Origin of the sequence: Natrialba swarupiae (assembly GCF_008245225.1) — an archaeon.
GTDB classification, from domain to species: domain Archaea; phylum Halobacteriota; class Halobacteria; order Halobacteriales; family Natrialbaceae; genus Natrarchaeobius; species Natrarchaeobius swarupiae.
This window is the reverse complement of sequence record NZ_VTAW01000020.1, coordinates 23201-36382: the sequence shown is the minus strand read 5'-3', so window position 1 is coordinate 36382 and position 13182 is coordinate 23201. Positions and strand designations below refer to the sequence as shown.

The window sequence follows — 13182 nt, the reverse complement described above, 5'->3', positions numbered from 1 at the left end:
ACAGTGGGACTTTTATATATTAAACGACACTGATCGCTTCGCGTGCGGGGCCCAGCGGTCCGGTCGAACGACCGCCGTATCGGTATGTGTCGGGTTCAGACTGGTCGCTGTCCGACAGTTCGTCCGTTAGACCGATATCGTCCGTCAGCTCCGGTGCAACCGTAACTCGGACGGCGGTGTGCCGGGAGATCGATACAGTAATCCGTATCAGTCGTGGGGGTGGAACCGCTTGACGGCCCGGTCGACGGCCGCCGTCTGCCCGAGGAAGGTTACGCGGTCGCCGTCCCGAAGTCGGTGATCGCCGGTCGGGACCTCAGTCGTCCCGTTCTGGTGGGTGAGCAATCCGACGATACAGCCGTCGGGGATTTCGGCGTTGACCTCGGCGATCGTCTTCCCGACGAGATCCGACGCGGTAACCTCGATCTCCTGGACGTCGCCGGTCCGGCCGAGTTCGTTCATCCACGCCGACAGCGACGGTCGCTCTAAGACGTTCTCGAGGGACCACGCGGTCGCCATCGAGAGGTCGATCGCGTGGACGCCGAGCGATTCGAAGGCGTCGACGTTGTCGGGCTGGTTGACTCGCGAGGCGACCTTGCCGACGTCGAAGGTGGTCTTCGCGAGCTGGCAAACAAGCAGGTTGACGTCGTCGTCCGGCGTGGTCGCGATGACCGTCTTCGCGTCGTCCGCACCCGCGGCCTCGAGTACGTCGGCGTCCGTGCCGTCGCCCTCGAGTGCGGTGAGACCGCGTTTGCGGGCTTTCTCGACCGCGTCGGGGTCGTAGTCGACCAGCAGTACGTTCTCGCCGTCCTGTTCGAGCCGTTGTGCGAGCGAGAGACCGACGCGGCCCCCGCCGACGATTATCGTGCGCATTGGTGATACCTCGAGGTAGTCTGCGATCTGTCGTGCGAGGCCGGCCTGGAGGACGACCGTCGCGAAGATAATGAGAAAGACGGTGCCGGCGAGCAGCTGGGCCTCCTGTGGCCGACCGAGCGCCTGCAACTCGACGGCGAACAGCGTCGCGACGCTGGCGGGAATGATCCCACGCGGGCCGACGGCGCTCAAGAAGAGTCGCTCGTTTCCCGTAAACCGCGGATCGGTCGTCGAGAGGTAGATGACGGCCGGGCGAAGCACCAGCGTGATCGCGACGACGATGGCGAGGCCGGCCAGCCCGAGCGCGCGGATATCGGCGAAGTCGATCAACGCCGCCAGTGCAACGAAGATAAACGAGAGAACGACGACCGAAAGGTCGTCGAGGAAGTCGATTACCTCCTCGTGATGGGGAAGGTCGACGTTCCCGAGGACGAACCCGGCCATCGCGGCGGCGGCGATCCCCGTCTCGCTTGCGATCGTCTCAGCTCCGGCGTAGGCGACGACGACACCGGCGAGGACGATCAACCGAGCGTGCAGCGGTGCCGCACGGGGTCTCGAGCGTGCGCGCTTGAGGACCAGCCACACGATTCCGGCGACGAGGGCACCGAACGCGAGGCCGACGAACAGCCGGACCACGAAACCGCCGACGAGTGCTGCCGGCGTTCCGTTCCCGGCGACGAGAACCTCGAAGATGACGACCACCAGAATCGCCGCCGTCACGTCGTTGATCACCCCCTCGCCCTCGAGGACGGCTGCAACGTGATCCCGCACGGTGACGACCTGCAGGATCGGTCCGATCACGGTCGGGCCGGTCGCGATCAACAGCGCGCCGACCAACAAGCCAACCTCGAGGCTCGTCTCGAGGAAGACGACGACGGCGGCGGCCGTCCCGAGCCAGGTGATCGCCGCGCCGACGGTGACGAGGCGTGTCAGTGCGGCGGGACTCTCCCGGAGTTTCTCGAGGTTGAGATGGTAGCCACCCTCGAAGAGGATAATCGCGACGCTGACGCCAACCATCGCCGAGAGCCCGCCACCGAACGTCTCCCGTGAGACGAAGCCGAGCACTGCGGGTCCGATCACGATTCCGGCGACGATCAGAAAGAGGACGCTCGGAATCCGCAGTCGGTCCGCGAGGACGCGGGAGGCGACGCCGAGGGCGAGGACGAGCGCGACGGTGGCGACGAGCTTCATGGGCGGGGGTGTGACGCTCGGTTACACAGACGTGCGTACAGTTGAAAACGGTACTGGCGAGACGCGGTGAGCATCAGTCACCACCATCTGCGGCAGGTTGCGCCCCGGCGTCGTCTCCACCGGCCGTTTTGACGACCTGGTAGAGGATCATCAGGGCGACGGCAAACGACGATCCGACGAGCAGGAAAACGCTCACCAGATCGAGCGCGCTCGTTCCCAGCCAGTTCGCGAGTTCACTGAGGCCGATTCCGAGGCTGGCGAGGACCATCATCAGTCCGAAGTAGACGATCACGTCGTCCTCCTCGACGATCGTGGTCGCTGCCGAGCCGATGCGCGCGCCGAGTGCGCTCCCAACCAGTAGCAACGAGACCACCGTCAGATCGACGCTGCCGGACATGCCGTAGGTGAACGTTCCGAATGCACCCGAGAACAGCCCGGCGAACAGGCTCGTCCCGACTGCCGCGGTCAGGGGCGTCCCGATCAGGTAGTAGATGGCGGGCATGCGGATGAAGCCGCCGCCGACGCCGATCAATCCCGAGACGAGGCCGACGCTCCCGCCAGCGCCCGAAATCGTCCACAGCGACGCTCGACCGCCCGACGTCAGCGAGATCATCGGCGGAACGGTGTACGACTGGATCTTCTGACCGATCGCCGGAATGTCGTCGTCGTCGACGTCCTCGTCCCCTGTATCGTCTTCGTCCTCGAGATTCGCGGCGCGACGGAGGAACAACGCGCCGATTCCCCCGAGTAGGACGACGTACGCGACGCCCGTGACCAGGTTCGCAACGCCGAGTGCCTCGAGGCCGAAGACGAGCCGACTGCCGAGTTCGATCCCGATCGAGAGGACGACGAAGAGGATCGCGCCGAGTTTGTAGTCGACCTGGCCGACGTCGTAGTGTTTCAACACGGCGATGACGGAGGTGCCGAAGTAAAACGCCAGCCCGCTCCCGATCGCGACGGAAGCGGGGTAGTCGAGGAGCAACAGCGTCGGCGTGATCAGGAACGATCCGCCCATCCCGAAGAAGCCGAACAACACCCCGACCATGAAGCCGAAGCTCACGAACAACACGAGCAGGGTCAGGCTGAGTCCCAGTATCTCCATCTATCGTGCGTCTGTGATCGTTTCGATCAGTGGTGTTGCAACTCGCTCGAGGACGCCGTAGCCGGCGTAGAGGGCGACCGCTTGAACGAGGATGACGCCCACGAGGAGCGTCGCCTGTATCGGTGCGGGGAGCGCCACGGATTCGATCATTCGTTCCACCCTCCGTCGACGTTCGGTTGTGTGCGGATCATGGATTTCTACTCACTCTCTTCTACCCGGAGGGGATGTATAACGCTTTTGGGACCGCCATACAATATTACTGCAAGATATGGCACGGCTATCCAACGAGAATATCTGTATACGTTATGGAGATATCGGCGGTCCAGCGACGGTCCAGCTTTGGCCTCCGTATCCCATCATGCGCGAGACATATGCGGGCAACGTAGCTGTCGTCGGACTGAGTTCCACGTGGTGTGGTTACGAACCGTCGTGCGAACTCGTCACACTCGTCTTCGAATACGGTTAGACGGTTGTGCGCACACTGAGCGGTTCGACGGACACAGCTCTTTGAGCCAGTATATTGGGATACCCAAACAATATTATACCGTCGGCCCCTACAGCCAGTATGAAAGCGGTACTCGCTACCGACCTCTCGGCCGCCAGCGAGGCGACCATCGAGAACGAAACCTGTCTCGAGTGTCTGGGCCGTATCGGCGTCGACGAGATGCACCTCGTGACCGTGATTCCATCGAACGTTCACGCGGGCATGCCCGGAATCGACTTCGAGAAGCGACGACGGAAAGCGATCAGCAGCTACGAGCGGGTTATCGAGAACGCCGGCTTCGACGTCGAAGTACACGTCGTCCGCGGAACACCCCATCGGCGGATCCGGGGCATCGCGGAAACGATCGGCGCGAGCCTCACGATCGTCGGCTCACGCGGGAAGAGCCCACTCGAGAATCGGGTCATCGGCTCGACGGCGCGTAACCTCGCGCGGACGACCGAGACGCCGCTGCTCGTCAACCGAGTCGAGCGGGAAGCCGACGATCCGTCCGTCGTCAGACAGCACCTGTTCCAGCGTATGCTGTACGCAACGGACTTCTCCGAGAACGCCGAGCGCGCGTTCGACACGTTCTCGTATCTCCGTCACGCGACCCAGGAGGCGACGCTCGTCCACGTCGAGACGCCGAAGGATCCGGGACTCGCGGAAGACACGGATCCCGAAGGACGGCTGGCGGAGCTGGCCGACCAGCTCGAGGAGTGGGGGATCGACACGCGACTCGAGATTCGGCAGGGCGATCCAGCAGACGAAATCCTCGCCGTCGAAGACGCCGTCGACCCGACGACGATTCTCGTCGGCTCGCGCGGTCACAGCCGGCTTCGCAGACTGTTACTCGGCAGCGTCTCCGAGGACCTCGTCGCTCGAGCGAACGGAAACGTGATGCTCGTCCCGCCGTCGTGATACGGATCGTCGTAACGTTTTACCGGTGATCGCTATCGTTCGAGCGATCACCGATAACAAATTACAACCGTATGAGTACCGGCCCGCACACCACACAAAAACGGAATGATGCGGTACTGAAGCAATGACGCGCCAAACTGTTCCGAGTTGGTGACCGGGGCCGTCTTTTATTACAGATTCCGGTGAACAATCGAGTATGTCCGCTGACACTGACCTTCTCCGGACGCTCCTCCTCGTCGTTGCGCTCGTCATTCTTGTCCCGTTCTTACTGATGTTCCTCGTCTGGCCGATGATGGGAATGTGGGGTGGTGGACACATGTGGGACAACGGTGGTGCGAGCGGAGTTGGATCGACACTGTCGTGGCTGGTGATCTGGCTCCCGATGTTCCTGCTCGTCCTCGGCGGCGCGTACCTCCTCCACAGGGCGATAGATCGCACCGAAAGTGGCGACCGAGATGCCGCGCTCGAAGAACTGCGACTTGCGTACGCCCGCGGTGATCTCTCCGACGAGGAGTTCGAACAACGGCGCGAGCGACTTCAACGAGACGAGTGAGTGGCAAACGTGGCCCGAATTCGGTACTGACCCCCCACGCTGTACACGACTAGCCGATCGTCAGCACCCGGTCGGACGACGTCACGACCTCGAGGAGGTCGGACATCGTCGACATCGGACAGTACTCGCTCCCCTCGCTGTTGCGGAGTTCGAGACACGTTCCACACGCCTCGAGATCGCCACCGGCGTCGACGAACGCCTCCATTCGGTCGCGAACGTCGAACTCGTCGTCGGTGATCTCCTCGGCCTCGACGCCCTCTCCGAGTAGAAACACCGACACCCCGTGGCCGTCCTCGAGGGCCGTGATCCCGAGGCGGAACGCGTTCCAGGTGCGTTCGGGATCCGCCGTCTCGAGGACGATACCGATACTGTCGGCTTGTGACTGTGGATTCTGTGCCCCCATATATTGTACTTTTGCCACAATACTGTAAACGTTCGTATGATCGACGTAGAGGACGGATCGACGGGAACATCCACTGGCGGAGAAATCGGTCAGACTGTCTTGGTCTCGAAGTCCCTGCTCTGGGACCCCTTCGTTGGACGGGCAGATATAGACAGCCATCTCCTCGGCCCCGACGACCCCCTCGACATCCGGATTGCCCATCACGCACAATACTCAAATGCGTTCGGCACGTAGCCGTACCGATGACCGACACCGCATCCGGACCGACGGAGGACGACGCGAACGCGCCGCAAACACCAATCCAGCTCGAGGACGCCGCCGACGCGGAGGAGTTCCTCGAGGCTCACGACCTCGTATTGCTCGAGTTCGTCACCGCCGGGTGTGGCATCTGTGCGTCGATGGAACCGGTGCTCGGGTCGGTCGCACGGAGCGCGCCAGGCGCAGTTGGAATCGTGAACGCGGGCCAGGCGCTCGATCTCGCGGACGAGTTCGGCGTTCAGCGGGTCCCTACCCTCGTCGTCCTGCGGGGAGGGGAAGAAGTCGACCGACTGGACGACGGCTTCCAATCCGCCGAAACGCTCGTGGAACTGCTCGAAGCGCACGCCGAAGCGTCGGTCGGTGGCGGTCCCCGGTGAGCACGATCAGTTCTCGGATTTCTCGACGACGACGTCCTCGAACTCGAGAACGGCGAGCCCCATACCGTAGAAGTCCTTGAGCACCTGAGTCGGTGTTCTGACGATCGGGTCGGAGGGCCGGATCGTCGGGAAGCAAAATGCGATCGCGTTCCGAGAGTTCCAGATCGCAGACGTCGAGACAGCCCCGGATCGCGCGCTCGGGAAAAGTCTACCGTCGCGTGTTTTGTCCGTGTGTAGCGCTCCTCCTCGACCCCGAAAACGGGAGTCCCGTCTTCGAAGAGCACGGCGCTCGGATCGTGTTGCCCGTAGAGTCCGATCGCAGGTTTCAACGCAAATCGATAGTCCATCATATTTCGTGAACGCCCCTGATTCGGACAGTGTGTGAACACGAATAAATCACGGGCTCATCGAACAGCGACAGACGATCGGTCCCGACGGCCCCCACGGAAGTTCGGTCGAGACCGCACTTGAGGAACCTTCACGTCGCTGTGAGACGACATCCAGGGCGACCGATGTCGAGACGCCGCTGGCCGTCGCGAAGCTCATCACCTTCGCACTGAGCCTCGCGGTCGCGTATCCGACCTATCACGGCTACGAATGGAACGTTTCTGGTCTTCGTTTCGCTGACAAAGTGACAGCGTGAGAACGCGGCGTGAGGAAGCACCGATCGGCGACGGGGAACCCGTTATCGCTCGCAGGTCGAACAGGTCGTCCGCCAGCGGATGACGAATCCGATGACGGCCAGCGTCAGCACGGTCGCGACGATCTGTCCGAGCCCAGCGCCCAGTCCGGCTGCAGCGCCGCCGCCCGCCAGACCGACTGTTCCGGGGGCAAACGCCAGACAACAGAGACTCGTCGCACCAGCGAGGCCGAGCAGCGACCGTCGTGACGCTGTCTTCGAATCCATCAGTTTCTCCGTATGGGGGTGACACCAATATGCATTGTGGAATCCGAACTCGGCAGCGCGCTCGACGGTTTCCATCACCTCGGCGTGGTAGAGCGACTTTTTCGAGGGGATACAGCCCCGGTTGAGGCAGGTGCCACCGAGCGGTCCCTTTTCGACGACTGCGACCGACTGACCCCGGCGGGCCGCTGCGCCCGCGACGTCGAGCCCCGATTCCGAGCCGATTCCGAGGAGGTCGAACTCCGCAGGTTCGGTGTCCATACGGCTATCGACGGTCGCGATTCCCATTACCGTTACAGGGTGTACAGGGTTGAGCGCCGAGTCGGAAACGCCTGTTTCCGGCGGGCCGAGCGGGTACAGCTCTGCTCGTTCCGATATCGAATCGACTGGAGACAGTCAGTTCCTGCCTCCGTCTGGCAGCCGATAGCGACGGACAATCCCCTTGTTCGCCCTCGACTCGAGGGCAGACCTCACACGCGAATTTTCCTCGAGATTCATCCGTCGTGTTTCCACGATTTACCGCATTCTCTCGCCTTTCCACCCACGACACTCAGGGTCGCGAGCGGACCGCTGAGGAGCAGTCCTCCCAGGACAGCTACCAGCACGGACGTCACTGGTGCCGTCAGCGGTGGCGCGACCGTGGCACCGATCGGAACGAGAAGCACACTCACTATCGGAGCGATCGCGCCATACGCCAGCCGCGTTCGTTGCCCCCGAGAGAACCGGATTCCGCCGGTACCGTGTTGTGGGATCAACAGTCCAACCGACAGGACGACGAACCCCGCTACCACGTACAGTCCACCCACCCCGATCGCCAGTCCCTCCGCAAAGCCGCTGTCGCTCTTGGGCATCGTGACGAAAATCGCGGCAAACCAGACGAGACTCCCGAGTATCACGATCGCTCCGAGTGCGGCAATTCCGAACTGAAGCGACGCTCGTACTGATCGAGGGGCGAGCGTCTCGAGAGCGTCGGAGACGGTCTTCATACGACACATTGGATCGGAATACGGATAATACAGTTATCTGATTCCTCGCTCTCGAGAATGTGAGTTATCGTAGCGACTGCAAGTCACTAGACATCCGCCGGACAGGAGCGCGGTTCGGAACGGGCGCGGTTCGGAACGGGCGCGGTTCGGAACGACCGACGGGAGTGAGAACCGCGACGGGAACGGGGAGGAACGACCCGTGAGCAGGATCGGCGATCAGTGTGTCACCCGTTGCAGTTGTTTCTATAGTTGTTCCGTGGCCGCTGGCACGACCTCCGACGGGATACGTACTCTCGAGTGGCATCAATCATGGGTCAGCTTCCGCCGGCGGTAGCCATCAGTCTGTCCGCGTTGAGAAACAGCGGTGTACAACGGTGACGAAGACTCCTCGAGCAGGGCGAGAATCGCAAACGCGTACTCCACTGTTCACAGAAATGCAAGGAGGAAGCCCACGACTTCAGTCGTGGGAGGAATCCGACAAGGCTCGAATCAATCCACGAGCGATAGCAGTCGGATTCCCCAACGTGGGTCATAGAATTTATAAAGAATTGATTCAATATGTGAAATACGGATGGAAGACGTGATTCGCACCGTCAAAGTCAAACTCGATGTCCCTACAGAGCGGTGCGACGACCTCCATCAGACCAAAGACCAGTTCCTCCACTGTGCCAATACGACGGCAGACTGGGCGTGGAGATACCCACACGACTACTGTATAACCTCGAAACAGAGTGCTGAGAAAGCCCTCTACGACAGACTTCGTAGCGAAACGGAGTTGACCGCGAATCTCGTGCAGAAAGGGATTCGACGCGCTATAGAGGCCACAAAAAGCGGTGTCGCTCGCCTCAAGGACGGCGACAAGACGAGTCAACCGCACTTCGACACGTGGAGCGTTGTCTACGACAAACGAAGCGCAACGTTCCACCGCGATCACGTCTCTCTGTCCACGGTGAACGGCCGTGTCGAGTGCGACTACGTGATCCCAACCAAACCAGTGGGAACACCAATTGGTGAGTATCTGCTGAATGAGGACTACGAGTTCCGTATGTCCACATTGCAGTACGACCGTTCCACAGAGTCGTTCTATCTCCATGCACGGATGCGCCGACTCGAACGTGATGACCGAGAGCAGTCCACAACTTCTTTTGATACCAAGCACAGAACAGTCCTTGGCGTTGACCTAAACGTGGACGGTTCGCTCGCCGTGACTTCGACAGGCGTGTTCATCGGAAACGCTGACGAGATGAATCATCGACGCCGAGAGTTCGAGAAGACTCGTGGGTCAATGCAACAGACTGGGACGCGGTCGGCACACCTGTCGATTCAATCAATGAAAGATCGCGAACACCGCTGGATGCAAGACGAACTCCATCGCGCTTCGAACCAGATTCTCGAAGAAGCTCATGACCACGGGTGTACGCACATTGCGTTCGAGAACCTGACCGGGATTCGTGACCGGATGGCGGGTGCAAAACGCTTCCATGCATGGGCGTTCCGGCGCTTGTACCACTACGTCGAATACAAAGCCGAGATGTTCGGCATCGGGGTCGAACAGGTGAGTCCGGCGTACACGAGTCAGCGGTGTTCCAAGTGCGGGTTTACCCACGAGTCTAATCGGCAGTCAAAACACCAGTTCGTGTGTCAGAAGTGCGAGTACGAACTGAACGCAGATTATAATGCGAGCAAAAACATCGCTCGCAAACTTCTCAAAAAACTCCACTCGGGGCAGAAGTCTTCGAGTGGAGGCGCACCCTGTCAGTGTGCGCTAACGTCAGGGACGCTGAACCTGAACGGCGATTACACCGCCTCCGTCAATTCGACGGCAGAAGGGGAGTCCACTGACAAGCCCACGACTTCAGTCGTGGGTTACTGACAACCGCGGCAGCACGAGAAGACCAGCCAGGATGGCCAGATTCGCCAGAACGCCTGCGGAGGCGACGGTCCAATCGAGCGCCGTAAGGAGCAACGACAACACAGTCACTGCGAGCAGCGTGTCTCGCCAATAGCGCCAGCCAGCGACCAACGCGGCAGCCGACGCGACGAACCCGACGCCGGCCACAGCGGTCAGCACCGCAAAGACCCGGATCCCAACGTCCCCCACGTCGACGGCGCCGCCGAGTAGCGTGGTTTTGTACGGGAGATCTGCCAGCTCGAGTAATTCGAAGTAGACGCCGATCCCGAAAAAGTGAATGAGTCCGTGGATCGCCACTGCAATCGCGACGACGTATGTGAGGGGACCGGCCATCGGATTCACCACTTGTAGACTGTTATACCCGCTGTCACGACTCCGACAACAGCTACGTAGCCGGACCACGTCCGCACCAGTAAACCTTCGGGTGAGACGTTGCACTCGATGCTGTACAGGCGCGGATCGCCGGTAATCGGGACGGTCAACTAAGGAATCACTTTTGGCGAGAATTTCACGTCAGGAACATGGTCGTTTCACTCGATACGCCATCAGTTGTACCGATTATTCAGACTCAGAAAATGGCTCATGACTGTCAGTAACGCATTATCGATCCACCTATCTCCGAAGCGTAATTTCTCTCGAGCGAAGCGACGATGTTTATCAGTCAGTCCACACAAGAAGAACTATGCCGTCGGATCGCTCGGGGCCAGTCACGACCCGCCGCCGATTGCTTGCGGCCTCCCTCGTTGGAGCAAATGGAGGACTCTCGAGCCGATTTGGCACTGTCAGCGAGCCCACCTCCGCCGACGAATCGCTCCCGGCGTATCTCGACGAGCGCGTTCCGGCTGTGCTCGATCGCTACGACGTTCCGGGGGCGTCGATCGCCCTGGTCGAGGACGGCGAGGTGACGTGGAACGGTGCCTACGGTAGTGCTGACCCCGCAGACGGACGCCCGATGGCCGAAGACACCCCGTTCCGGGTGCAATCACTTACGAAGTCGATCACTGCGTGGGCGGTACTGAAGCTCGTCGAGCAAGGCGAGCTCGAACTCGACGATCCGGTTGGCCGACACCTGACGAGCTGGGAGCGTCCTGACGCCGCGTATTCGTGGGACGACGTGACCGTTCGTCGATTGCTCGCCCACAGTGCCGGGCTGCCAGCAGGTGGGTACGAGAGCGTCCCGCTGGACGAAGAGCCGCCACCGCTTCGAGAGGCGCTGTCCGGACACGCGGACGGACCAGCGGCACGACCGACGAGCGAACCCGGTGAGTTCCGGTACTCGAATATCGGGTACGCGCTACTGGAACTCCTCCTCGAGGACGTTACGGGGCGTGACTTCACAGCGTACGTGGCCGACGAAATCCTCGAGCCGCTCGAGATGGAGAGTGCCACCTTCGTCGCCACCGAGGGGCTCCGATCGGAACTGGCCACGGAGCACTTCGTGGATGGCTCCCAGGCCCCCGCGAAACATAGTCCCGCCAGCGCCCACAGCGGGCTGTACGCAACTGCGACAGACATCGCTCGCTTCGTCGCCGCTGGCACGGAGACGAGCGGGGAACCGGTGGGGCGGGGCGTCCTCGAACCGGCGCACGTCGCGGAACTATACGCTCCGACTGTCGAAACGACGGGCTTCTACGGCCTCGCCAGCGACGGCGCGGGGCTCGGACACTTCGTCGAAACGCTCTCCGATGGGGAGCGGGCAGTGATGAACGGCGGGCAAGGATCCGGTTCGTGGCACTGGTTTCACGCTGTCCCCGGGACCGGCGACGGAATCGTCATCCTCACGAACAGCGAACGGAGTGTCCAGCTTATCGCCGACGTCGTGGCGGCGTGGACGGATCGACGCGGCCTCCCCAGTCAGTCGCTGACGCGCGCGAGGAGCTGGATTCGCCTGCCAGTCTGGATTCTCGTCGGTGTTGCGGCCGGGCTCGCCCTCCGACTCGGATATGGTGCTATCGCGGGAACGCGAACGTTCGCCCCGCTATCCGACCGCGACCGCGTCACTCGAGCGGTCCTGGGCATCCTCGCAGTCGTAACGTTCGGGCTCTGGTGGACCATCGGTCGAGAAACTGTGGCGTTCTTCCTGCCGGTGATCGCCGAGTGGATCGGACTGGCACTGTCGGCAGTCGTCGCTCTCCTGTTGGTGACGGTCCTGTTTCCCAAAACAGGCACGGGTGAACCGAATGACTAACGACAGCGCCGACGACGAACCAGCGAGCGAGACGTCGACCATCTCGCTTGTCGCGTCTCCGGACGTGGACCCGGAGTTCTTCGAGTACTCGAACCCGTGGCAGTTCTTCGCCATCGCGTTCGGTGTCTCGTACCTCTTCTGGATCCCACTGGTCGTCCTCGAGTACGACCCGTTCGCACTGCCCGGGGTAATTCTGTTCGCCGCCGGTGGACTCGGCGTCCCAGGGGCGGCGATTTTTCTGCTCTTTTGGGACGCAGAGGGGAAACACCGGCGTGACTACTGGCGGCGGCTCGTCGACGTCCGGCGGATCGGGCTACGCTGGTACGCCGTGATCCTCCTGCTCGTTCCGGTCCTGAACGGGTTGGCACTACTCTTAGGCGTCCTCGCCGGCGACGCGGTTCCAGCGTTCGAGCGAGCTGCCGAGTTCGCCGCTGATCCGGTATCGCTCCTCCCGTACGCGGTTTTCATGGTGATCTTTGGCCCACTACCCGAAGAACTGGGCTGGCGCGGATACGCACTCGACGGGCTGCAGGCGCGTTGGAACGCGTTGTGGGCGAGTCTGATACTCGGATTTTTCTGGGCCGTCTGGCACGTCCCCATGTTCGTGATGGTCGGGACCTATCAGGCCGAACTGGGTGTGTTGACACTCCCGTTTTGGGAGTTCATGTTCGGGGCGACGGTCGTCTCAGTTCTGTACACCTGGATCTACAACAACACGGGCCGCAGTATTCTCGGAGCCGTGCTGTTTCACTTCTCGGGAAACTTCAGCGGCGAACTCGTGCCACACGGTCCCGTTGGACGCTTCTTCCCAGCAGTGTTGGCGCTGCTGGTCGTCGTCGTGGTGGTCTCGGTCTACGGGCCGAAGACACTAAGCCGACGCGCTCGTGTACAGTCATCCGGTACAGAGTAGTCCCTCGCCACCGGCTCTTCGGAGACTGATACGGATTGCTGTAACTATGTACCGCCGATCACCAGTGACGTGGTCGGTGATCGGCGGTAATTGACTACAGTAAACCGTATGACAGGCTTCGACATC

At 61.5% G+C, this 13182-nt stretch carries 13 protein-coding genes and 2 pseudogenes; 7 read left to right on the top strand and 8 right to left on the bottom strand.

From position 1 onward, the window contains the following. Positions 1-207 precede the first annotated feature (207 nt). The 3 genes from FYC77_RS14470 to FYC77_RS20520 form a co-directional block, all read right to left on the bottom strand. Complete coding sequence (locus tag FYC77_RS14470; RefSeq protein ID WP_149082203.1) at positions 208-2061, bottom strand: cation:proton antiporter domain-containing protein; 1854 nt, start codon at positions 2059-2061, stop codon at positions 208-210. A 73-nt stretch (positions 2062-2134) separates the two neighbouring features. Next, positions 2135-3163, bottom strand: coding sequence for a sulfite exporter TauE/SafE family protein (locus FYC77_RS14465; protein ID WP_149082202.1), 1029 nt, complete (start codon positions 3161-3163; stop codon positions 2135-2137). Then, on the bottom strand, positions 3164-3313 hold the full coding sequence (locus FYC77_RS20520; RefSeq protein WP_202911845.1) for a DUF7512 family protein: 150 nt from the start codon (positions 3311-3313) through the stop codon (positions 3164-3166). It abuts the gene before it with no gap. Positions 3314-3728: 415 nt separating this feature from the next. Between FYC77_RS20520 and FYC77_RS14460 the strand changes: the two genes are divergently transcribed. Further along, the gene (locus tag FYC77_RS14460; RefSeq protein ID WP_149082201.1) at positions 3729-4565 is read left to right on the top strand and encodes a universal stress protein; all 837 of its coding nucleotides are present in this window, start codon (positions 3729-3731) and stop codon (positions 4563-4565) included. 196 nt (positions 4566-4761) lie between these two features. Then, positions 4762-5118, top strand: a complete 357-nt coding sequence (locus FYC77_RS14455; protein ID WP_149082200.1) for an SHOCT domain-containing protein — start codon at positions 4762-4764, stop codon at positions 5116-5118. Positions 5119-5167: 49 nt separating this feature from the next. Here FYC77_RS14455 and FYC77_RS14450 read toward each other — a convergent pair whose 3' ends face one another. Next, positions 5168-5521 (bottom strand): DsrE family protein, encoded by a 354-nt coding sequence (locus tag FYC77_RS14450; protein WP_202911844.1) that lies wholly within the window; start codon positions 5519-5521, stop codon positions 5168-5170. A 36-nt stretch (positions 5522-5557) separates the two neighbouring features. Between FYC77_RS14450 and FYC77_RS14445 the strand changes: the two genes are divergently transcribed. Further along, on the top strand, positions 5558-5755 hold the full coding sequence (locus tag FYC77_RS14445) for a hypothetical protein (RefSeq protein ID WP_149082199.1): 198 nt from the start codon (positions 5558-5560) through the stop codon (positions 5753-5755). A gap of 8 nt (positions 5756-5763) precedes the next feature. Next, positions 5764-6156 (top strand): thioredoxin family protein, encoded by a 393-nt coding sequence (locus FYC77_RS14440; RefSeq protein ID WP_149082198.1) that lies wholly within the window; start codon positions 5764-5766, stop codon positions 6154-6156. 109 nt (positions 6157-6265) lie between these two features. Here the strand turns inward: FYC77_RS14440 and FYC77_RS20750 are convergent. From FYC77_RS20750 to FYC77_RS14420, 3 genes and pseudogenes are all read right to left on the bottom strand, one after another. Beyond that, a pseudogene (locus tag FYC77_RS20750) lies at positions 6266-6506 on the bottom strand (carbamoyltransferase N-terminal domain-containing protein); the annotation flags it as partial. 593 nt (positions 6507-7099) lie between these two features. Continuing rightward, positions 7100-7321: pseudogene (locus FYC77_RS14425) on the bottom strand (dihydrolipoamide dehydrogenase); the annotation flags it as partial. A 233-nt stretch (positions 7322-7554) separates the two neighbouring features. Then, positions 7555-8046: a hypothetical protein gene (locus FYC77_RS14420; protein ID WP_149082197.1), complete on the bottom strand. Its 492-nt coding sequence runs from the start codon at positions 8044-8046 to the stop codon at positions 7555-7557. 571 nt (positions 8047-8617) lie between these two features. Between FYC77_RS14420 and FYC77_RS14415 the strand changes: the two genes are divergently transcribed. After that, entirely contained in the window at positions 8618-9919 is a 1302-nt protein-coding gene (locus FYC77_RS14415) for an RNA-guided endonuclease InsQ/TnpB family protein (RefSeq protein WP_149082196.1), read from the top strand. On the opposite strand, the gene FYC77_RS14410 is transcribed toward FYC77_RS14415, so the two are convergent. Beyond that, the gene (locus FYC77_RS14410) at positions 9902-10291 is read right to left on the bottom strand and encodes an ABC transporter permease (RefSeq protein WP_149082195.1); all 390 of its coding nucleotides are present in this window, start codon (positions 10289-10291) and stop codon (positions 9902-9904) included. The two genes, FYC77_RS14415 and FYC77_RS14410, sit on opposite strands and share 18 nt — an antisense overlap. A gap of 349 nt (positions 10292-10640) precedes the next feature. Here FYC77_RS14410 and FYC77_RS14405 point away from each other — a divergent pair, with 349 nt between their 5' ends. Both FYC77_RS14405 and FYC77_RS14400 read left to right on the top strand, forming a co-directional pair. After that, complete coding sequence (locus FYC77_RS14405; RefSeq protein WP_149082194.1) at positions 10641-12146, top strand: serine hydrolase domain-containing protein; 1506 nt, start codon at positions 10641-10643, stop codon at positions 12144-12146. Then, complete coding sequence (locus FYC77_RS14400; RefSeq protein WP_149082193.1) at positions 12139-13056, top strand: CPBP family intramembrane glutamic endopeptidase; 918 nt, start codon at positions 12139-12141, stop codon at positions 13054-13056. Before FYC77_RS14405 ends, FYC77_RS14400 begins: the two co-directional genes overlap by 8 nt. Positions 13057-13182: the final 126 nt, after the last annotated feature.